Origin of the sequence: Achromobacter aegrifaciens (genome assembly GCF_902859735.1) — a bacterium.
Lineage (GTDB): Bacteria > Pseudomonadota > Gammaproteobacteria > Burkholderiales > Burkholderiaceae_B > Achromobacter > Achromobacter aegrifaciens.
Genome location: NZ_CADIJY010000006.1, coordinates 165,581 through 187,537 on the forward strand (window position 1 = coordinate 165,581; position 21,957 = coordinate 187,537).

The 21,957-nt window shown below is 65.6% G+C and carries 16 protein-coding genes; 5 read left to right on the forward strand and 11 right to left on the reverse strand.

The window, feature by feature from the left end:
* Positions 1–6: 6 nt before the first annotated feature.
* The 5 genes from sucC to metE all read right to left on the reverse strand — a co-directional run bounded on the left by sucC (position 7) and on the right by metE (position 8,935).
* Positions 7–1,167: an ADP-forming succinate--CoA ligase subunit beta gene (sucC, locus tag HV766_RS19285; RefSeq protein WP_054451059.1), complete on the reverse strand. Its 1,161-nt coding sequence runs from the start codon at positions 1,165–1,167 to the stop codon at positions 7–9.
* A 10-nt stretch (positions 1,168–1,177) separates the two neighbouring features.
* Positions 1,178–1,780, reverse strand: coding sequence for a DUF2889 domain-containing protein (locus tag HV766_RS19290; protein ID WP_054451331.1), 603 nt, complete (start codon positions 1,778–1,780; stop codon positions 1,178–1,180).
* 80 nt (positions 1,781–1,860) lie between these two features.
* Positions 1,861–2,427 (reverse strand): 4'-phosphopantetheinyl transferase superfamily protein, encoded by a 567-nt coding sequence (locus tag HV766_RS19295; protein ID WP_175181698.1) that lies wholly within the window; start codon positions 2,425–2,427, stop codon positions 1,861–1,863.
* Positions 2,424–6,407 (reverse strand): Pls/PosA family non-ribosomal peptide synthetase, encoded by a 3,984-nt coding sequence (locus tag HV766_RS19300; RefSeq protein ID WP_175181699.1) that lies wholly within the window; start codon positions 6,405–6,407, stop codon positions 2,424–2,426. Before HV766_RS19300 ends, HV766_RS19295 begins: the two co-directional genes overlap by 4 nt.
* 230 nt (positions 6,408–6,637) lie before the next feature.
* Positions 6,638–8,935, reverse strand: a complete 2,298-nt coding sequence (gene metE / locus HV766_RS19305; protein WP_175181700.1) for a 5-methyltetrahydropteroyltriglutamate--homocysteine S-methyltransferase — start codon at positions 8,933–8,935, stop codon at positions 6,638–6,640.
* 141 nt (positions 8,936–9,076) lie between these two features.
* Here metE and HV766_RS19310 point away from each other — a divergent pair, with 141 nt between their 5' ends.
* Positions 9,077–9,994, forward strand: a complete 918-nt coding sequence (locus HV766_RS19310) for a LysR family transcriptional regulator (RefSeq protein ID WP_175181701.1) — start codon at positions 9,077–9,079, stop codon at positions 9,992–9,994.
* Between the two features lie 26 nt (positions 9,995–10,020).
* Here the strand turns inward: HV766_RS19310 and recX are convergent, their stop codons facing one another.
* Positions 10,021–10,707, reverse strand: coding sequence for a recombination regulator RecX (gene recX / locus HV766_RS19315; RefSeq protein ID WP_119450546.1), 687 nt, complete (start codon positions 10,705–10,707; stop codon positions 10,021–10,023).
* 135 nt (positions 10,708–10,842) lie between these two features.
* Entirely contained in the window at positions 10,843–11,907 is a 1,065-nt protein-coding gene (gene recA / locus HV766_RS19320; RefSeq protein WP_054451054.1) for a recombinase RecA, read from the reverse strand.
* A gap of 231 nt (positions 11,908–12,138) precedes the next feature.
* Here recA and HV766_RS19325 point away from each other — a divergent pair, with 231 nt between their 5' ends.
* From HV766_RS19325 to HV766_RS19335, 3 genes are all read left to right on the forward strand, one after another.
* Entirely contained in the window at positions 12,139–12,828 is a 690-nt protein-coding gene (locus tag HV766_RS19325; protein WP_013392535.1) for a response regulator transcription factor, read from the forward strand.
* A 115-nt stretch (positions 12,829–12,943) separates the two neighbouring features.
* Positions 12,944–14,323, forward strand: coding sequence for a sensor histidine kinase (locus tag HV766_RS19330; RefSeq protein ID WP_156337320.1), 1,380 nt, complete (start codon positions 12,944–12,946; stop codon positions 14,321–14,323).
* 194 nt (positions 14,324–14,517) lie between these two features.
* Positions 14,518–16,179 carry an MFS transporter gene (locus HV766_RS19335; protein ID WP_054451052.1) on the forward strand — a complete coding sequence of 554 codons (1,662 nt, stop codon included), beginning with the start codon at positions 14,518–14,520 and terminating at the stop codon, positions 16,177–16,179.
* Positions 16,180–16,270: 91 nt separating this feature from the next.
* On the opposite strand, the gene HV766_RS19340 is transcribed toward HV766_RS19335, so the two are convergent.
* Both HV766_RS19340 and HV766_RS19345 read right to left on the reverse strand, forming a co-directional pair.
* Positions 16,271–17,242 (reverse strand): fimbrial protein, encoded by a 972-nt coding sequence (locus HV766_RS19340; protein WP_175162456.1) that lies wholly within the window; start codon positions 17,240–17,242, stop codon positions 16,271–16,273.
* 473 nt (positions 17,243–17,715) lie between these two features.
* Complete coding sequence (locus HV766_RS19345) at positions 17,716–17,925, reverse strand: hypothetical protein (RefSeq protein ID WP_059379226.1); 210 nt, start codon at positions 17,923–17,925, stop codon at positions 17,716–17,718.
* A 148-nt stretch (positions 17,926–18,073) separates the two neighbouring features.
* On the opposite strand from HV766_RS19345, the gene HV766_RS19350 reads away from it, so the two are divergent.
* Positions 18,074–18,973, forward strand: a complete 900-nt coding sequence (locus tag HV766_RS19350; protein WP_054451049.1) for a recombination-associated protein RdgC — start codon at positions 18,074–18,076, stop codon at positions 18,971–18,973.
* Positions 18,974–19,049: 76 nt separating this feature from the next.
* Here the strand turns inward: HV766_RS19350 and HV766_RS19355 are convergent, their stop codons facing one another.
* Entirely contained in the window at positions 19,050–20,486 is a 1,437-nt protein-coding gene (locus HV766_RS19355; RefSeq protein WP_175181702.1) for a diguanylate cyclase, read from the reverse strand.
* 141 nt (positions 20,487–20,627) lie between these two features.
* On the reverse strand, positions 20,628–21,920 hold the full coding sequence (locus tag HV766_RS19360) for an aspartate carbamoyltransferase (protein WP_054451047.1): 1,293 nt from the start codon (positions 21,918–21,920) through the stop codon (positions 20,628–20,630).
* Positions 21,921–21,957: the final 37 nt, after the last annotated feature.

Genomic DNA, 21,957 nt, shown 5'->3' on the forward strand with positions numbered 1-21,957 from the left:
TTTTCTTTACTTGACGGCGGCTACGACGCGGGTGGCGGCTTCGGCCATCGTGTCGGCGCTGATGATCGGCAGACCGGAGTCAGCCAGCATCTTCTTGCCGAGTTCTTCGTTGGTGCCCTTCATGCGGACGACCAGCGGCACGTTCAGGTTGACGGCCTTGCAAGCAGCGATCACGCCTTCGGCGATGACGTCGCAGCGCATGATGCCGCCGAAGATGTTGACCAGGATGGCCTTCACGCCCTTGTTCTTGAGCATGATCTTGAAGGCTTCCGTGACCTTCTCGGCCGTGGCGCCGCCGCCGACGTCCAGGAAGTTGGCCGGCTCGCCGCCGAACAGCTTGATGGTGTCCATGGTGGCCATGGCCAGGCCGGCGCCGTTCACCAGGCAGCCGATGTTGCCGTCGAGCTGGATGTAGGCCAGGTCGAACTTGCTGGCTTCGATTTCAGCCGGATCTTCTTCGTCCAGGTCGCGGTAGGCGACGATTTCCGGGTGACGGAACAGGGCGTTGGAGTCGAAGTTGAACTTGGCGTCCAGGGCGATGATGTTGCCCTTGCTGTCGCGGTTCAGCGGGTTGATTTCGACCAGGGAGGCGTCGGTGTCCATGTAGCACTTGTAGAGCTTCTGGAACACGTCCACGGCCTGGGCGGTGGAGTCAGCGGGCAGGCCGATCGCGTTGGCGATCTTGGTGGCTTGCTCGGCCGACAGGCCGGTCAGCGGGTCGATGTATTCGGTGATGATCTTCTCGGGAGTGGAGTGGGCCACTTCCTCGATGTCCATGCCGCCTTCGCTGGAGGCGATGAAGGCAACCTTCTGGGTGGCGCGGTCGGTGACCAGCGACACGTAGTATTCCTTCTGGATGTCGGCGCCGTCTTCGATGTACAGGCGGCGGACCTTCTGGCCTTCCGGGCCGGTCTGGTGCGTGATCAGCTGCATGCCCAGGATTTCCGAGGCCAGCTTGCGGACGTCGTCCAGCGAGCGCGCCAGCTTCACGCCGCCGCCCTTGCCGCGGCCGCCCGCGTGAATTTGTGCCTTGACGACCCAAACCGGTCCACCCAGCTTTTCAGCGGCAGCCACGGCCTCGTCGACGGAAAGAGCGGGAATCCCGCGCGGCACGGGGACGCCAAATTGCTTCAGCAGTTCCTTGCCTTGATACTCGTGGATTTTCATGTGTTACCTGTCAGGACGTATGAGAAAAAGAAGGTGAATCGGAGGACGAATCGGCCGATGCCTCAGCGCTACCCCCGGTGTACCACTTGGGATAGTGCTCAGCCACCACCGGGCCGCTGGTGCTTAGCGCGTGGCAGCCGTCCAGTTGGAATGGACGCCGGTTCGGGTTGTTTTCCTGCCGCCGGCGGTTGGCCATGGTCTGCACCGCCGCGGTGGGTAGCACCTGCGACAGTTCGGTCATGTGCGTACAGCCCTCCACGTGCCCGAACCGCTCCTTGACCTGCCGGCGGAACCCCTTGAGCAGGTTCATTCCGATCAGATCAGTGTAAGCCGGTTCGATGGCCATGCAATGCTCGCCGTAGGGAGCGGCGTCATAGACGGCCTGCGCCGCCACGATCGAGAAGTTCTCGTCGATGGTGATGCGCAGATGCATGTGGTGGATGGGTTGTCCGGCCTTGAACATCTCGCCGTCGCGCTTGGGGAAATCGTACGCCTTGACGTCGATCAGCTCGGCTTCCAGGTCCCAGTGCCCGTCTTCGCGCGCATACGACTGCACGCGTATGGAACGCGTGTGCAATGGTTGGCGAGGATAGTCCGGCGGTGGCAAGGGCATGCTGGGGGCCTGCGGGGCGAGATGCCTGCGCATGGTGCGCGGCAACAAAACCTTCAAAGTATAGCGCAGGCGGCCTGCGATCAAGCCCCCTGACTGGCGCCTGACGCGCCGCCGCAGAGTGCGGCTGCCGCCCATAGGCCCTGGTGCCGGAGCTGGCAGGTGATGCGGGCAGCGGCCAGGTGCCGCTCGCGCTCGGGGGAGTATTCCTCCAGTCCCCGCCGGCAGGCTTTCAGGCGCGCCTCCAGCGCGCTCCAGGCGCGGGCGAAGGCGTCCGCCCGGGCGGCCGGCGGACTGGCGGCCAGTTCGGCGGCGGCCTGCGGGCCGCAATAGAGGCGGATCACGTCCGCATCGCCCGCCCAGGCCTGCGAGCCGGTCAGGTCCACGCCCGGCAGGCCCAGCCGGGACAGGCCGCAGAGAATATAGGGGCCATAGTAAGAGAAGGAACTGTTCCAGCGCGCGCCTGCGGGCATTTGCGGACCCTTGGGCGTTTCCGTCCAGCCGGGCGCGGCTTGCGGATCGCGCCGCGCCAATTCCGTGGCCAGCCAATTCCGGGCTGCCTCCCGTTGCCTGTGGCGGGAGGCAGGCAGGTGCAGCAGCCACAATTCGACCGGGGCGCCCTCCCCGGTCAGCCTCCGGGGTCCGGTCACCGCTGCTCCCAAGGCGTGGCCGGACTGCCGATCCAGGCCTGGTCCGCCGGAATGGCCTCGCCCTTGAGCACCAGCGTCAGCGGCCCCAGGCGCGCGCCCGCTTCGACCCGAGTGTCATACAGGATGGTGCTGCGCGGCCCGACGTTGACGGCATCGCCGATGCGGACCATGCCGATCTTCATCACGCGGTCTTCGAACAGATGGGTCTGCGGTCCGGACCAGGCGTGCAGCACCGCGTCGTCGCCGATCGACACGCAGTCGTACTCGGTGATGTCGGTGGTGTCCATGAAGACGCGCTTGCCGATGCGGGCGCCCATGCAGCGCAGGGCCAGCGGCAGCCAGGGCGTGGCCCGCAGGAAGTTGAAGAAGTTGGGCACCGCTATGGATTCATACAGGCTGGTGACCGCTTCGCTCTTCCAGACGAACGGCGTCCACATGGGCTCGGCGCGCGGCTTGTAGCGGCCGATCAAGGCCCATTTCAGCGCCACCAGGAACAGGAACGCGCCGACGCCGTACAACACGCCGGCCAGCATCAGCTCGTCGAAAGCGGAGACAAAGCCTTCGCGGGCGGCCATGGGGATGACTTTCATCACGGTCAGATAGCCCACCGCGATCACCACGGCCAGCGGCAGGACCATGCGCATGCCCTCGACGCCGCCGCGCAGGATCTTGCGCCCCAGGCTGGGGCGGAAGGTCAGGTGCGCCGGAAAGCCCGCGGTCTGTTCGCGCGCCGGCAGCGCCAGCGGCGGATTGCCCAGCCAGGTCTGGCCGCTGGCCATGCGGGCATTGGCCGGCGCGCGGCTCTGCACGCCGATCAGGACGTCGTCGGGCAGTACCGAGCCGTCCGGCACATAGGCGCCGTTGCCGACGAAGCTGCGGTTGCCGATGACGGTGGGCCGCAAGGTCATCCAGCCGGCGTCGATTTCCTCGTCGCCCAGCATGACGCCGTCGGCGATGAAGCTGTCTCGGCCGAGGGTCAGCATGTCGGGCACCACGCCCATGGCGGTGGAAATTTCGGTGCCGCGCCCGACCTTCGCGCCCAGCAGGCGATACCAGTTGCCCGCGTAGATCGACGCGTACAGGCCGTGCAGCACGCTCAGGCTCGATTCCTGGATCTGGTTCGTCAACCAGCGCCGCAGGTAGATCTGGCCGTATACAGGCCAGCGGCCGCTGGCCAGACGCGGCAACAGCGTCCATCGCAGCAACGCCGATACCAGCACCGTCAGCATCAACAGCAATGCGCTGGCAGGCAAGGCCAGCAGCAGATAGCTCAGGAAAGCTTGAGGCCAGGGCACTCGCGCGCCCATCAGGTCCAGCCAGCGCGCGTCGATCCAGTCGATCAGCACAAAGCTCGGGAACACCGGCATGAAGAACAGCGCGGCGATCAGCGTACCGCCGGCCGCATAGGCCATGCAGTCGAGCCGGCTCCAGATGCCGTGGCGTTGCGGCCGCGGCGGCAATTCGGGAGCGCGGGCCTGCGGATCGTGGCGCGCTGGCGCCCCGCTCCAGATCTGGCCCGCAGGCACGCGGGCGCCCTGCGCCAGCGCAGACAGTCCGTCCAGCCGTGCGCCCTCGCCCATCGCCACGTCGCCTTGCAGCACCGAATAGGAACCGATGTAGGTGTTGTCCGCCAACGTGATCGGCGCCACAGCCCACTCGCCGCCGCGCACCGAGAAATTCTCCAGGTTGACCGCCGCGCCGATGCTCACGCCGTTGCCCACCGACAGCAGATCGGGCGCACGCACGGACACCCGGCTGATGGCAGCGTCGCGGCCGATGCGCGCGCCCAGCGCCCGCAGGTACCAGACCTGCAACGGGGATCCCGCAAGCAGATGCGCGGGCGGAATGTCCATCACCCGGTCCACCAGCCACCAGCGGTAGAACAGCCAGCCGTACATCGGATAGCTGCCGGGCTTGAGCCGGCCAAGAATGCCCCACTTGCAGGCCACGGCCACGCCGAAGCTCAACAGATTGCAGGCCAGATAGCTGGCGATGGACAGGACCACCGCACGCCAGACGGAGTCGCCTTCGTCGCCCGTCCAATAGTGATACGTGAAGAACGGCGTCAGCCAGATCAGCATGCGTACGCCGATCAGCAGCGGCAAGGCCGCCAACTGCGCCAGGCCGCAGGTCCAGCGGCGCCACTCGGGCGCGGGCGCGGGATCGGCGCCAATGCCGGCGACGCCCGCCGCTTGGGCCGCGTCGCTCTCGGCCGAAGCCAGCGCGTCCAGCCGGGCCGCAAGCGTCGCCAGCACAGGATGCTGGTAAAGCTCGTGCATGGTCAGCGCGGAAAAATGCGGATGCTTGCGCAGCGACGACACCAGGCGCGCGGCCAGCAGCGAATGGCCGCCCAGGTCGCGGAAGAAGTCGCTGGCCAGCCGCAGCGGCTGTCCCGGGAACAGCGGACGCAAGGCGTCGAACAAGGCCCGCTCGCCCGGCGTGACGGGTTCGTCGTCTTCGCCGCCGGGCTCGGACACGGCCACCAGTTCGCGCGCCTTCAGCGCCTTGCGGTCGATCTTGCCCGAGGTCAAACGGGGAACATCGGCCACCAGTTCGAAGCGCGCCGGAATCATGTAGGCGGGCAGGTCCGCGCCCAGCGCGGCGCGCATCCCATGCGGGTCCAGCCGCGCCTCGCCCTCGGGCTTGAGGAAAGCCACCAGCTGCTCGATGCCCGCGAGATCGCGCAGCACCACGGCGGCCGCGCCCACGCCCGGCAGGCGGTAAAGCGCGGCCTCGATTTCCCCGAGTTCGACCCGGAACCCCCGCACCTTGACCTGGTCGTCGCTGCGGCCCAGGCAGTGGATCTGCCCGTGCTCGTCGATGCGCGCCAGGTCGCCGCTGCGGTACATGCGCGTGTCGTGATCGCCGGCCGGACGCGGATTGGCCAGGAATTTCTCGGCCGTCAGCTCGGGCCTGCCCAGATAGCCGCCAGCCACGCCGGGGCCTGTGATGCACAGCTCGCCCACCTGCCCTTGCGGCAGCACCGCGCCATCCTCGCCGCGCACCAGCATGCCGTAGTTGGGCAGCGGCGTGCCTATGGTCACGGGCTGGCCGGGCAGCAGTTCGGCCAGGCTGGCGGACACCGTGGTCTCGGTGGGGCCGTAGGTATTGAACAGGCGCCGGCCGGGCGTGGCCCAGCGCGGCACCAGGAAGTCCGGACAGACCTCGCCGCCCAGGTTGACGATGCGCAATCCCGGCACGTCGCGCGCGAACAGCGCCAGCAAGGTCGGCACGGCGTGCAACACGGTAATGCCTTCCCGCACCAGCGCGTCCGGCAGGCCTTCGGGGTCCGTGGTCAGCATCTTGGGCGCCACCCACAGGGACGCGCCGACCAGATAGCTGATCCAGATCTCTTCGAACGACATGTCGAAGGCTACCGAGAAGCCCTGGTAGACCTTGTCTTCGTGGCGCACGCCCAGCACCGCGTTTTCGCTGCGCAGGAAGTGGCAGATGCTGGCATGGCTGACAGGCACGCCCTTGGGCTTGCCGGTGGAGCCCGAGGTGTAGATGACGTAGGCGGGATGCTCGGCCAGCAGCCCTTCCCGCCTGCGCAAAGCGCCTTCGACCGGCTCCGACAAGGCCCAGGTGGTCCAGGTGGCCATGCCGTCCAGCCGGACCTCGGCGCCCGCGATCAGCCCGCGAGCGCCCGCGTCCTGCAGGCAGACCAGCATGCGGTCCGCCGGCGTGTCGGACTCGAACGGCAGCCAGGCCGCGCCCGCCTTCGCGATGGCCGCCTGCATCACCAGCAGGTCGGCGCCGCGCGGCAGGCACAGGCCCACGATATCGCCAGGCCGCACGCCGGCCTGCATCAGATGATGCGCGGCCAGATCGGCGCGCTGGCCGAGCATGTCGTAGGTGAGAGTGTGATCCAGCCAATGAATGGCGACGGCGGCGGGATGCCGGCGGATCGTGGCTTCCAGAATGTCGGGCAGCGTCTCTGCGAGCAGCAGGTCGGGCCGACAGGGGCCTTGGAGAATCATAGGAACGACAAGGATCCAGCAATGGGATTTTTGCGTATTGACCCCCGCCGCGAAATTTCGTTCAAGCAAGTTTGAAAAAAAACATCCACGCTGCGCGCAGGCTGTGGCTTGCAGCCATCAGAAGGACCTTGCGGCTGCAAGGAAAAAGCCCTGCTCCGCGCGCGACATGCACGGATCAGGGCTGGCGCCGGACCCTTGGGATCCCGGCGGCGTCAGGGCAAGCTGCTTGCTCAGGCCGCCTGGCGCAAGGCTCGGGCCGCCTGCACCATACCAAGCAGCGCAGCTTCGGTTTCAGGCCAGGCGCGCGTCTTCAGGCCGCAGTCAGGATTGACCCACAGGCGCTCCTTGGGCAGGCGGGCCGCGGCCTTCTGCATCAGGCCGACCATCCAGTCCACTTCGGGCACGTTCGGCGAATGGATGTCGTACACGCCGGGGCCGATATCGTTCGGATAGCGGAAGTCCTCGAACGCCTTGAGCAGCTCCATGTTGGAGCGCGAGGTTTCGATCGTGATCACGTCCGCGTCCATGGCGGCGATGGACTCGATGATGTCGTTGAACTCCGAATAGCACATATGGGTGTGGATCTGCGTTTCGTCGCGCACGCCGGCGGTCGACAGGCGGAAGCAATCCACGGCCCAGTCCAGGTAGGCCTGCCAATCGGCGCGGCGCAGCGGCAGGCCTTCGCGGATGGCGGGTTCGTCAATCTGGATGACGCTGATGCCGGCGGCTTCCAGGTCCACCACTTCGTCACGCAGCGCCAGCGCCAATTGGCGGCAGGTCTGCTCGCGCGGCTGGTCGTCGCGCACGAACGACCATTGCAGGATGGTGACCGGCCCGGTCAGCATGCCCTTGACCGGCTTGTCGGTCAGCGACTGCGCGTACGACGACCAGCCCACCGTCATCGGCGCCGGGCGCGCAACGTCGCCAAAAATGACGGGCGGCTTGACGCAGCGCGAGCCATAGCTCTGAACCCAGCCGTTCTTGGTGAAGGCGAAGCCGGCCAGCAGCTCGCCGAAGTACTCCACCATGTCGTTGCGCTCGGGTTCGCCGTGCACCAGCACGTCCAGGCCTACCTTTTCCTGGAAGCGGATGACTTCCTCGATCTCCTTGCGGATGGCGGTCTCGTAGCCCGAGTCCGTCAACGCGCCCGACTTCCAGTCGCGGCGCAAGGCGCGGATTTCCGCGGTCTGCGGGAAGGAGCCGATGGTCGTCGTCGGGTAGGCGGGCAAGCCCAGCTGTTCCTGCTGGCGGGCGATGCGGCCGGCAAACGGCGCGCGATCGCGCGACACGGCCGCAGCGCCGGCCATGCGCTGGGCGACGGCCGGATTGTGGATGCGGGTCGAAGCGCGGCGGGCGGCGAGCGCGGCGCGCTGCCTGGCCAGGCCTTCCTGCGCGGCCGCTTGCGTGGCGCCGTCCAGGGCGCGGCCCAGCAGGCTCAGTTCTTCGAGCTTCTGCGCGGCAAACGACAACCAGCTCTTGAGTTCCGCGTCCAGCTCGGTTTCATGCGCCAGGTCCACCGGCACGTGCAGCAGCGAGCACGACGGCGCCAGCCACAGGCGGTCGCCCAATTGCTGCTTGATCGGGGCCAGCGTGGCAATGGCCGAATCCAGGTCGGTGCGCCAGATGTTGCGGCCGTTGATGATGCCGGCGGACAGCACCTGCCCGGAGCCCAGGCCCGCAACCACTTCCGCCAGTTGCTCGGGTGCGCGGACCAGATCCACATGCAGGCCGGCCACGGGCAGGCCCAGGGCGGTCGGCAGGTTGTCCTTCAGGCCGTCGAAGTAGGTGGCCACCAACAGCTTGACCGGGCTGGAGGACAGCTGGTCGTAGGCCTGCTTGAACGCGCGGCGCCAGGCTTGCGGCAGATCCAGCGCCAGGATGGGTTCATCGATCTGCACCCACTGCACGCCCAGCTTGGCGAAGCGCGCCAGCACTTCCTGGTAGACCGGCAGCAGCGCGGCCAGCAATTGCAGCTTGCCCTCATCGGCGGCGCCGGCGGCAAAGGCGTCGCCCTTGCCTTGGTACAGCCAGGTCAGCGGGCCAGGGATCACGGGCTTCACGGCGTACCCCTGGGCCTGCGCCTCCTGGACCTGTTCGAACAGCGATTCGCGGGCGATGCGGAAGGTCTGGCCCGGCGCCAGTTCCGGCACGATGTAGTGATAGTTGGTATCGAACCACTTGGTCATTTCGCAGGCGGCGGCGGGCTTGCCCGACGGCGCGCGTCCACGGCCCATGCGGAACAGCGTGTCCAGCGTGACGGGTTCGTTGTCGTGCTGGCCGAAGCGGGCAGGCACGGCGCCCAGCAGCGTGCTCCATTCCAGGATCTGGTCGTACCAGGCGAAGTCGCCCACCGGCACGAACTTCAGGCCGGCGGCGGCCTGCAGCTTCCAATGCCTGGCGCGCAGCTCGCGGCCCGTCTGTTCCAGTTCCTCGGCGGTTTGCCTGCCGGCCCAATAAGCTTCGACTGCGCGCTTCAGTTCACGCTGGGCGCCGATGCGGGGGAACCCCAAATTATGAATCGTAGTCATGGATCACCACCGTTAGACAAAATTTGTTCAAGTGACAGCCATTCTGAGGCCAAATCAAAATGAATCAAAATCAATGTCTACATTCATAAAATGAGCAAATCTCATAGAATATGAGCTTATTCCCAAATCCTGCAGTCACCCATGCTTGAAATCCGCCACCTTGAAACGCTTTCCGCCATCCGCGACGGCGGCAGCCTGCAGGAAGCCGCCGAGCGCCTGCACCTGACCCAGTCGGCCCTGTCGCATCAGTTGCGCGACCTGGAAACCCGGCTGGGCACGCCGTTGCTGAACCGCCGCACGCGGCCGGCTCGGCTGACGACGGCGGGACTGCGGGTGCTGGCGCTGGCGGATGACGTGCTGCCGCGCATCCGCGCGACGGAACGGGACCTGCAGCGGCTGGCCGCGGGCCGCACCGGCCGGCTGCATTTGGCCATCGACTGCCATTCCTGCTTCCAGTGGCTGATGCCGGCCCTGGATGCCTTCCGCGTGCAATGGCCGGACGTGGCGTTGGACCTGTCGGCGGCGTTTTCCTTCGCCCCCCTGCCCGCTCTGGTGCGCGGCGACCTGGACCTGGTCATCACGTCAGATCCCCAACCGCTGGATGCGGTGGAATACCTGCCGCTGTTCAAGTACGAGCTGGTGCTGGCCGTGTCGGAATCCAATCCGCTGGCAGGCAGCAAGTTCGTCATGCCGGAGCAATTGGCCGACCAGACGCTCATCACCTATCCCGTGGACAAGCAGCGCCTGGACATTTTCACGGCCTTCCTCGACCCCGCCGACGTGGAACCGGCCGCCGTCCGCCGCGCGGAACTCACTCCCATCATCGCGCAACTGGTAGCCAGCAACCGCGGCGTGGCCGCGCTGCCCAACTGGGCGCTGACGGAATACATGAATCAGGGTTGGCTGCGGCTGTGCCGGCTGGGCCCGCAAGGCGTATGGCGCACGCTGTACGCGACGGTGCGTAGCGAAGACACGGACGCGTCGTACATCGATGAGTTCCTGACCATTACCCGGGATGTCTGCTTCAAGACGCTGTCGGGGATCAAGTCGGCAAAGTAAGAGGCCAGGCGCTTCGGGCGTAGCGCTCAGTCCTCGTCGCCGCCTGCACCCAGGATGCGGCGGATAACGTCATGCGCGAAGCCGCGGCTGGCCAGAAAGCGGGCCTGCTTGGCATAGGCCGCGCGGTCTTCCGGCTTGGCGCTGAAGCGCTTCTTCCAGACTTCCAGCGCGCGGTCGTACTCGGTGGCGCGCAGTTGTTCGCGCAATTCGGCGACCTGGTTGTCGTCCACGCCATGTTGCCGCAATTCCTGCACGATGCGCGCCGCCCCTTGGCGCGACGCGCGGCGGTGCACCAGGCTTTGCGCAAAACGTTCGGTGGACAGCCAGCCTTCTTTTTCCAGGGCATCCAGCACGGCCTCGACTTCGCCCGAGTCCTCGGCGTAGGCGGCAAGCTTGCGCGCCAACTCTTCGCGGGCATGCTCGCGCCGCGACAGATAGCCCACGGCCCGCATCTTCAGCGATGGCCCCTTGCGGGCGGACTGGCCGTCCGCGTCCGGGCCGTCCTCGGCAGCGGCGGCGCGCCGGCCTCGGCGCACATTGCCGGCTTCCGAGCTGCGGCTCCATTGCTCCGGCGCATCGCTGGATTCCGCTTCCTGATCGCGGCGCGCATCCGAAGTGCGGCGCAAGCCCTGGGGCTTGGCCACGGTTTCGAATTCATCGTCCAGCTTGGCGCGTAGGCGCTCGGCTGAAGCGGGCGGCGATTTCCAGCTCATGCGTTTCCTGCTTAGTATGCATAACGGCAGGCCCGTCCTGGCGCCTGCCGCAACTGTTCGGGCTGCCCCGACGCGATAGGCGGTCCGTTTGCGGCGAACCTGAATTGCGCCGCGCCAGGCCCGCCACCAATCCGATTACTCTTCGGAGGTATCTTCCGCGGTGGGCACGAATTCTGCCGCGCGGCTGACGATGCCCTGGTTTTCGCGAACGCGGTTCTCGATTTCGATGGCCAGTTCCTTGTGCTCTTTCAGGTACTCGCGGACATTGTCCTTGCCCTGGCCGATGCGGTTGCCGTTGTAGCTGTACCAGGCACCGGACTTGTCGACCACGTTCGCGGCCACGCCCAGGTCGATGATTTCGCCTTCGCGCGAGATGCCGGCACCATACATGATGTCGAATTCGGCCTGCTTGAACGGCGGCGCGACCTTGTTCTTCACGACCTTGACGCGGGTTTCGTTGCCGACGACCTCGTCGCCCTTCTTGATGGAGCCGATGCGGCGGATGTCCAGGCGCACGGAGGCGTAGAACTTGAGCGCGTTGCCGCCGGTGGTGGTTTCGGGGTTGCCGAACATCACACCGATCTTCATGCGGATCTGGTTGATGAAGATGACCATGCAATTGGTCTTCTTGATGGTGGCGGTGAGCTTGCGCAGCGCCTGGCTCATCAGGCGGGCTTGCAGGCCGGGCAGGGAATCGCCCATTTCGCCTTCGATTTCGGCCTTGGGGACCAGCGCGGCCACCGAGTCGACCACGATCAGGTCGACCGAGCCGGAGCGCACCAGCGCGTCGGTGATTTCCAGCGCCTGTTCACCCGTGTCCGGCTGCGAGATCAGCAGGTCGGCCAGGTTCACGCCCAGCTTGGAGGCGTATTGCACGTCGAGCGCGTGTTCGGCGTCGACGAAGGCGCAGGTGCCGCCCAGCTTTTGCATTTCAGCGACCACCTGCAGCGTCAGCGTGGTCTTGCCCGAGGATTCCGGACCGTAGATTTCGACCACGCGGCCTCGCGGCAGGCCGCCGACGCCCAGCGCGATGTCCAGGCCCAGGGAGCCCGTGGAAACCACCTGGATGTCGTGCGACACCTCGTTGTCGCCGTAGCGCATGATCGAGCCCTTGCCGAACTGCTTTTCGATCTGCGAAAGCGCGGCGGCAAGCGCCTTGGCCTTTTCCGATGCGGCGGCCTTGGTGGTTTTGTCGTCCATGTAGAGTCCTGTCTGTAACGTATCTGGTGTCTAGGGAAGTGCCGCAGGGTTAGGCGGGTGCTTTGAGCAACGGGTCAGATTATGGCATCGGATTATACTGTACATAAAACCAGTGTGCCAGTGTTTTGCACGTATACCCTGAGTGGCAAGCATGGCGCCCTATGCCAGAATGCCAGACGAACCCGGCGTTTTGTCCCCTTTGCGCCGCGGGGCCTTTTCTCACTGTAGCCCATGCGTATCCTGATCGCCGAAGACGACAGCATCCTGGCCGACGGCCTGTCCCGTTCGTTGCGCCACAACGGCTATGCCGTGGATGCGGTGCGCGACGGACTGGCGGCCGACTCGGCGCTGGCGGCCCAGGCATTCGACCTGCTCATCCTCGACCTGGGCCTGCCGCAACTGGCCGGACTGGAAGTGCTGCGCCGCCTGCGCGCCCGCAATTCCGCCCTGCCGGTGCTCATCCTGACGGCTGCCGACAGCATCGAACAGCGCGTCAAGGGCCTGGACCTGGGCGCCGACGACTACATGGCCAAGCCTTTCGCGCTGTCCGAGCTCGAGGCCCGCGTGCGGGCCCTGACCCGGCGCGGTGCGGGCGGCGGCGCCACCATGATCAAGCATGGCCGCCTGCTGTTCGACCAGACCGGCCGCGTCGCCATGGTCGACGACCAGACCCTGGACCTGTCGGCGCGCGAAGTCAGCCTGCTCGAGATCCTCCTGACCCGCAGCGGCCGCATGGTCAGCAAGACCCAGCTGGTCGACCACCTGTGCGAATGGGGCGAAGAGGTCAGCACCAATGCCATCGAGGTCTACGTCCATCGCCTGCGCAAGAAGCTGGAGCCCAGCGGCGTGAAGATCGTGACCGTGCGCGGCCTGGGCTACTGTCTTGAGCGGGACCAGGGTGCGGCGTACCTCGCAAGCTGAAGCGGCGCCGCCGGAAGCGCTGAACCAGGAAGCACTGGATGTCATGCGGGCGGGGGCCAAGGGCCCCAGCTTCGCGCCGCCGCAGCGCTCCCTGCTGGGCGAAATCCTGGACTGGATGCTGGCGCCGCTATTCCTGCTGTGGCCGATGAGCGTGGCCATCACCTATGTGGTGGCGCAGAACATCGCCAACGTGCCCTACGACCGTGCGCTGGCCAATAATCTTCATGTGCTGACGCTGCAGGTACATGCGCAGGACGGCCGGGCCGTGCTGAAGATGACCAACACCGCGCGGGAAGTACTGCACGCCGACGAGACCGATAGCGTGTTCTGGCTGGCGCTGGGCAGCCGCGGCGAATACCTGGGCGGCGACCGCGCCCTGCCCCTGCCTTCCACCGTGGGCCAGCCCCGGCCCGGCGAAGTGCAGTACGAGGACGCGACCTTGCGCGGCTTCGGGGTCCGGCTGGCGTTCACCTGGGTGGACCTGCATCTGCCCGATACCCAGCCGGCGCTGCTGATCGCGGCCGAGACCGTCGAAAAGCGCACCCAGCTGGCCAACGACATCATCAAGGGCGTGATCATTCCGCAGTTCGTGGTGCTGCCTGTCGCCGTGCTGCTGGTGTGGTTCGGGCTGTCGCGCGGGGTGGCGCCTTTGAACGCGTTGCAGCAGCGCCTGCGGGCCCGCCGGCCCGACGACCTGTCGCCCATCGACGAGCGCGCCGCGCCCACCGAGATCGCGCCCCTGGTGGCCGCGATGAACGACCTGCTGGACCGGCTATCGTCCAACGTGCAGGCGCAGCGCCGCTTCGTCGCGGACGCCGCGCACCAGCTGAAAACCCCGCTGGCCGGCCTGCGCACCCAGGCCGAACTGGCCCTGCGCGACGCCAGCCCCGAGGAAATGCAGTCCAGCCTGCGCCAGCTCGTGACCGGTTCCGAGCGCGCCACGCGCCTGGTGAACCAGTTGCTGTTGCTGGCCCGGGCCGAAAACCCCAGCGCCATCGGCATGACCCGCACGGACATCAACGCCATCGCCTACGAACAGGCCATGCACTGGGTGCCGCAGGCGCTCTCGCTGAGTACCGACCTGGGCTTCGAAGGCTCGGACCACCCGGTCGAGATCAACGGCAACCCGCTGCTGCTGGCCGAACTGCTCAACAACCTGGTGGACAACGCGCTGCGCTACACGCCGCGCGGCGGCCACATCACGGTGCGCACGCAGATCCTGGGTGCGCATGCGGTGTTGGAGGTAGAGGATTCCGGCCCCGGCATCCCGCCTGAAGAGCGCGAACGGGTGTTCGACCGCTTCTACCGCGTGCTGGGCACCCAGTCCGACGGCAGCGGCCTGGGGCTGGCCATCGTTCGGGAGATCGCCCAGAAGCACCAGGCCAGCGTCGAAATCAGCGATCACCCCACGACGTATTCGAACCTCCCCGGTATGCGGATTCGCGTGATCTTTCCGCTTTACGCCGAGTTGTCAGACCTCTCCGACGTCTCCTAGGACTATCCCTAGCCTCCCAGGGAGCAGTTACTTTCAGTTTCAATTTTAAGACTCAAGTAAGTATCCCGTCAGAACCTCGTCAGCCTCACCCCCCAATGTTGCATATAGCTCAATGTCGGCTCGCCGGCGGCGGGCGCAGCACGGCGGACCACCGCCGGCCATAAAACCGAGGAGACATCATGAGCACAACAACCATGGCAGGCCGCGGTCCATCCGCGGATCCGCGCCCGATGACCAAGGATGAACGCCGCGTCATCTTTGCGTCGTCGCTGGGCACGGTTTTCGAGTGGTACGACTTCTACCTGTACGGCTCGCTAGCCGCCATCATCGCGCAACACTTCTTCTCGGGCGTGAACCCCACCGCGGGCTTCATCTTCGCCCTGCTGGCGTTCGCCGCCGGTTTCGCCGTACGTCCGTTCGGCGCACTGGTGTTCGGCCGACTGGGCGACCTGGTCGGACGCAAGTACACCTTCCTGGTCACGATCGTGATCATGGGCCTGTCCACGTTCCTCGTGGGCGTGCTGCCCAGCTACGCCAGCATCGGCCTGGCCGCTCCCGCCATCCTGATCGTCCTGCGCCTGCTGCAAGGCCTGGCGCTGGGCGGTGAATACGGCGGCGCGGCGACCTATGTCGCCGAACACGCGCCGCATGGCCGCCGTGGCTTCTACACGTCCTGGATCCAGACCACCGCGACCCTGGGCCTGTTCCTGTCGCTGCTGGTCATCCTCGGCATCCGCACGTTCATGGGCGAAGACGACTTCAAGGCCTGGGGCTGGCGCATTCCGTTCCTGATCTCGGTCGTCCTGCTGGGCATCTCGGTGTGGATCCGGTTGCAGTTGAACGAATCGCCGACCTTCCAGCGCATGAAGGACGAAGGCAAGGGTTCCAAGGCGCCGATCGCCGAATCGTTCGGCCAGTGGAAGAACCTGAAGGTCGTGATCCTGGCGCTGCTGGGCTTGACCGCCGGCCAGGCCGTGGTCTGGTACACGGGCCAGTTCTACGCCCTGTTCTTCCTGACGCAGACGCTGAAGGTCGACGCCAACACCGCCAACATCATGATCGCGATCGCGCTCCTGATCGGCACGCCCTTCTTCGTGATCTTCGGCGCGCTGTCCGACAAGATCGGCCGCAAGCCCATCATCATGGCCGGCTGCCTGATCGCCGCGGCGACGTACTTCCCGATCTTCCAGGGCATCACGCACTTCGCCAACCCGGCGCTGGAAAAGGCCCAGGCTTCGGCGCCGGTCACCGTGATCGCGGACCCGGCCACCTGCTCGTTCCAGTTCAACCCCGTGGGCACCGCCTCGTTCACCAGCTCTTGCGACGTGGTCAAGTCGTTCATGGCCCGCAACTCGGTGAACTACAAGAACGAAGCGGCCCCGGCCGGCTCGGTCGCCAAGGTCAAGATCGGCAACGACGAGTTCGCCTCGTTCGACGGCAAGGCCCTGGCGCCCGCCGACTTCAAGGCCAAGGCCGCCGAACTGGACAAGTCGCTCACCACCGCCATCCGCAGCCACGGCTACCCCGCCAAGGCTGATCCGGCCCAGAGCAACAACGTCATGGTCGTGGTGCTGCTGACCATCCTGGTGATCTACGTGACCATGGTCTACGGCCCGATCGCCGCCATGCTGGTGGAAATGTTCCCGACGCGCATCCGCTACACGTCGATGAGCTTGCCTTACCACATCGGCAACGGCTGGTTCGGCGGCTTCCTGCCCCCGGTCGCCTTCGCCGTGGTCGCCGCCACCGGCAACATCTACGACGGCTTGTGGTATCCGATCATCATTGCAGTCATGACCCTGGTCATCGGCACGCTGTTCGTGCGCGAATCCAAGGACAACGACATCAACGCTTAAAAGGCCATCCCCCGCCGGACGGGACTGCTGCGCCCGCCCGGCCTTTCAAAAGCTCCTTATGGAGCTTTTTTTTTGCGCGCGCATTGGGGGGCTATGGATAGCTCATCGTGAACGTCGCCCGGCCATTGGCCGATCCACCCTTGACCGTGGCCCCGGTTTGCACGTAGCTCGCCGACAGCGGGATCAGGAACGTGCCATTGGCGGCCGCCCCCGCGTACCAACGATTGGGGTTGTCCTGCGCAGCCGAGTCGGGGCCATAGCTGATAAGCGTCGTCCCGCTCTTGACCTGAATGCCTAAACCCTGCGCCGTTGACCCCGAGGTCAGCGACAGCACGGCCGTGCGGTTGGAAGGCGCAGTCTGGTCGGTCAAGGTCAGATGGATGTCGGTGGTGCGGCCGGCGTCGCCACCCGAGCACTGCAATGCGATGTTGAAGCTCTCGGACTTCGAAGTGCTTCCTATCCCAGAGAACTTGCTGGCTGGAATGGTGCCGAGCGGGACGGGAATGGACGGCGTGGCGACTTTGCAGGTAGGGATCACCGGCTTGACGGTGACACTGCCCCGCCAACTGTAGCGCAAGTACTGTTCAGCGCCGACCTTCCATTCCGCGAATATCCCGCTCAACGTTCCGCCGGTTGTGATCGGCCCGGTCTTCACCAGTTCGACCAGAAGGCTGTGAGTACCCATCGTGCCCGACCATGAGTCGGTGCACGAAGACGGCCACCAGACTTTGGTGCAAGATCCCGAGCTTGTGAACTTCAGCCTGTAGCCGATCCCCGAAATCCCAGAATCGTAGAGATTGTTTCCCTGGTAGGTCTTCGAACCCACGAAATCAATCCTGAACGTACCGGAACTGCAGCCACCGCTACCGCCACTGGATGCATTGACAGAACCGCTCCAAAGTGTGGCGCCGACAGTAAGCGCAGGGTCGAAGGCAATAGAAGCGGGACCTTGAAGCGTGAACGCGTACGGATTCGTACAAATTGCCGCCGAGCTGTCGTTTGCAAACAAGTGCGACAGGACAATTGCGCCAGCCGCAGCCAGGAGCCGGACTGCTTTCTTCATGTTTCACCTCGCATCACGCATCACCTCGCCGAAAAGTACGAGTTCTGAGTACCGAAGACCGGCATCGACAAACCTCGATAGCGAGAGAAAAGTGTATTTTTTCGACCCGAGGCGGAAAATCAGCCCAGTCCCAGACCAAGGTCGCCAACGATAGGCCTGGTCCGAATTCGCCTATGTCGCTCCACCGCAATTGAGTCCGCACTTTCAGGACCATGTCAGACCCGCGCCATTAGACTGGGCGCTCAGATTACGGCCTTGCGCCAGATTGACCGACGATTGATCCCCCTGTCGGCCGATTGCAGGGCCAGTGTTCTGACACCGATACCGCGTTCCCCGCGAGCCTTTTATGACGCGGTATTGCGTGCTCCCGTACCGGCCCGGCCCTCAATGAGCCGGGCCGCTTTTTTTTGCCTGCGCGCGCAAAAATGGCGACCCTGCGGTCGCCATCGGCGGATCTTGCAGACAGCCCGCAGTCAGCGGCGCATGCCGACGCCGATCGCCACCACGCCGGCCACGATGGCCGCAATGCCGGCCCAGGCCGGAATCGCCACCGACTTCTCGGTCTCGGCGGTGGCCTTCACCGAACCGATCTGCAGCACGGTCTCCTCGGACTTGTAGTTGAAGCCCTTGTAGGCCAGGGCGGCGATACCCAGGACGATCAGAATGGCGCCGATGATCTTCATTTTTTATCTCCAGTTCGACTTGCTGCGCGGACAGTAGCGCATCGGCCCGCCGCTGTCAGTGACAGAAGGTGTCGCGTCACGCTGCGGTATTGCCGCACTTCGGCAAAGCGGCCGGGTCGTATAGAATCAACCCTTTTGGCCGACGCTCATGTGGTTCAAGAATCTCAAGATTTATCGCCTCTCCTCGCCGTGGACGCTGGTCGGCGACCAGCTTGAAGAAACGCTCGCGCGGCATGCCTACCAAAGCGGCAACAACCTCGAAATGCAAAGCCTGGGCTGGGTTCCTCCGCGCGAGAACGGCGGCCTGGCGCATGTGGTCAACGGCCAGATCCTGCTGAGCCTGCGCGCCGAAAAGAAGCTGCTGCCTGGCACCGTGGTGAACCAGGTCGCCAAGGCCCGCGCCCAGGAAATCGAAGAGCAGCAAGGCTACAAGCCGGGCCGCAAGCAAATGAAGGAAATCAAGGAACGCGTCACCGACGAGCTCCTGCCGCGCGCCTTCAGCGTGTACCGCGACACGCGCGTCTGGATCGATCCGCAGAACCATTGGCTGGTGATCGACGCGGCCGCCTCGGCCAAGGCCGACGAAGTCATCGGCCTCCTGGCCAAGTGCGTGGATCCGTTCCCGCTCGAAAACCTGTACGTGGCGCAGTCGCCGGCTTCGGCCATGACCGGCTGGCTGGCCGAGGACGAGGCTCCGGCCAACTTCTCGATCGACCAGGACACCGAGCTGCGTTCGTCGGGCGAAAGCGGCGCAGCGATCCGCTACGTCAAGCATTCGATCGACGCCGATGACGTGCGCCGCCATATCCAGTCGGGCAAGCAGTGCACCCGCCTGGCCATGACCTGGGCCGACCGCATTTCGTTCGTGCTGACCGAAGGCCTGGACGTCAAGCGCGTCGCGCCCCTGGACGTGCTGAAGGAAGGCAACGAAGGCGTGGCCGCCAACGACGACGAGAAGTTCGATTCCGACATGATGCTGATGACGGGCGAATTGGCCAAGATGATGGCCGAACTGGTCGACGCGCTCGGCGGCGAAAAGAAGGTGTAAGCCGCGGGCGCCATGGCGCCAGGCAAACCGCGGGCCGCCCCTGACCGGGCGGCCTTTTTCATGCGCGCGCCGGGCCTCAGGCCGCCACGGCGCGGTCGCGGCCGGCCTGCTTGGCCTGGTAGAGCGCCTGGTCGGCGCGGTCGATCAGATAGGCATAGTCCGGGTGGCCGTCGAAGGTCGCCACGCCGATGCTGGCCGTGATATGCAGCGGCCCCGCCTCGGGGATGTTGAACACATGGCGGCGGATCTCCGCGCCCAGCTTCTCGGCCGTCGCCAGCGCGGCCTCCTGCTGCGCATCCACCAGCACCACGAGGAATTCCTCGCCGCCGTAGCGGAACACGAAATCGCTGGAGCGGCACGATTGGTGCAGCACTTCCGCAAACTGGCGCAACACCTGGTCGCCGCCCGAATGGCCGTGCTGGTCGTTGATGGCCTTGAAATGGTCGATGTCCAGCAACAGGACGGAGAATGCGCTGCGCTGGCGCCGCGCGATCGAGATTTCGCGCCCGACCACCGAGGGCAGGAAGCGCCGGTTCAGCACATTGGTCAGGGGATCGCTGCCGCTCTCGATCTCGGCCACCATGTCGAACAGGCCGTTGAGCAGATGCTTGATGCGCGCCACCAGTTCCTGCAATTCGCGCACGTGGTCCGGCATCGAGGCGGCGAGCCCCTGTTCTTCGCCCCGCATCAATTGGGGCAGCACTACCGAGTCCAACTGCGCGACGGCGTCCGTGATCTGCTGCAGGCCCGGAGCGCTTTCGAACATCGCCCCGCCCTTGTGCTGCAGCCACAGCCCGAATTCCGAGGCCGCCAGCCGCGGCAGGCTTTGCCCTGGCGCACGGTAATGCAAGCCGATCAGCACCGCCTGGCTCCATTCCAGCAAGGCGGCGCGCTGGCGTTCGCGTTCCGTGGAAATGTTCTGGCCCAGGGCGAAAAGGCGATAGGCCTCGTCGTTGCGGGCGCCGCGGCTGATGTCGCGCATGAAGGCGCGGCTCATCTGCTCGACCGCCAGGTCGAACAGATTGCACACGTACTGGGTGGCGACCGATGCGGCCATGCCGTCCAGGTCGCTGGCGCGCAGGCGCAGCGCGATCTCGTTCTTCAGGATGCGGGCGCCCGCCATCACCAGATGGATCGGAATGTGGACGCGGGCGTGCACCTCGCCCACTTTTTTCTGCGTAGCCATCAGGACGGCGATGTCGCCCTGGTCGCGCACGCACAGGAGCCCCTTGAGCCAGCGGGTCATGCCCGCGTGCAAACGGCTGGATACGATGTCGTGGGACAGGCGGGGGCCGGCTTCGGCGTCGGCCAGCAGCGTGGAATAAAAGGCGTCGACCAGGGCGGACAGGCTGTCGCCCACCACTGCGGCGACCTGCCCGCGCGTATAGGCGTCAACCGACTGGTAGACCGCTATCCAGGCCTGCTCGTCGGATGCGCTCAGGTAGCACGCCTGGCCGGATGCGCCGGCGTGCCGATCGGAAGATGGCACGACGCCAACACTGCTAGTAGACATAGATAATCCGTCCGTAGGCCCTACGGCGTGTCCGGAAACGACACGCGACAGAAAAAGCCAGCGCGGATTATGCTTGAAAACCCCGGCTCCAGGCCGCGTAGCGGCTGGAGTCCAAGGGGTATTCGACCCGGCGCCGCGCGCTTATTCGAGTCCGTGGAAAGCGGAATCGTCCGGACCCACGTGCGACGGATGCTGCCAGGTCACGTCGCGCAAGGAGTGCTGCACCAGGCCCTCCACGCCCAGCAGCACTGCGAAGATCGCCATGCGGATGGGAATGCCGTTGTCGGTCTGGCGGAAGATGGCCAGGCGCGGATCGTGGTTCAGGTCCACGCTCAGGTCGTTGGCGCCGGGACGGCTGTCGCGCGGCAGCGGGTGCATCACGATGGTATCGGGGCCGCAGTAGGCGTCGATGATGGCGCGGCTGATCTGGAAATCCGGCGTGTAGCCTTCGTTTTCTTCGTTGGCGAAGCGCTCTTTCTGCACGCGCGTCGCGTAGATCACGTCGGCGCCGGCCAGGCCTTCGGCCAGCGTGCTCTTCTGCTCGATGATGTTGCCGTTGCGGCTGGCCTGCTCGATGATGTAGGCCGGCATTTCCAGGCCCTTGGGCGACACCAGCGAGAACTTCACGTTCTTGTAAAGCGCCATCAGCTTGATGAGCGAGTGCACGGTGCGGCCGTACTTCAGGTCGCCGACCATGGCGATGTGCGCGCCGTCCAGCAGTTTGCCCAGGCGCGAGAACTCGGTCAGGATCGTGTACAGGTCCAGCAGGGCCTGGCTAGGGTGTTCGCCCGGGCCGTCGCCGCCGTTGACCACGGGGATGTTGGTGGCGCGCGCGAATTCCGCGACCGAACCCTGGTCCGGATGGCGGATGACCATGGCGTCGACGTAGCCGCTCATGACGCGGCTGGTGTCGTAGATCGACTCGCCCTTGGCCATGGACGAGAACGTGAAGCCGGTGGTGTCGCAGACCGAGCCGCCCAGGCGGCAGAATGCCGAACCGAAGCTCACGCGGGTACGGGTGCTGGCCTCGAAGAACAGGTTGCCCAGCACCGCGCCTTCCAGCACGCGCGACACTTTCTGGCGGCGGGCGATGGGCTGCATCATGTCGGCCACGCGGAACAGGTCCTCGACCGATTCACGGGTGAACTGGTCCACCGACAGCAGTTGGTGCTTGCCTTCCACGGCGATGCGGTCACGCAGCGGACCTTCTTGTACGCTTTGCGTATATTTTTCCAGCAAAACACCGTTCTGGACGATTTCGCTGACGAAGCGCTGCACCACTTCCGGCATGGCGCGGAATTCCTGCGAGCCCTCGGGCAGCAACCAGGTATCAAGCGCCCGGCGTTTGACGCCGATGCGGGTCGCGAACACGTCGCGGGTGAGATTCAGGCGCCGCATGGCGTCGCGCAGGAAGGCTTGCTGGGAAATGGTCATGACGGGCCCCGAACAGGAGATTTATATACGCACTGCG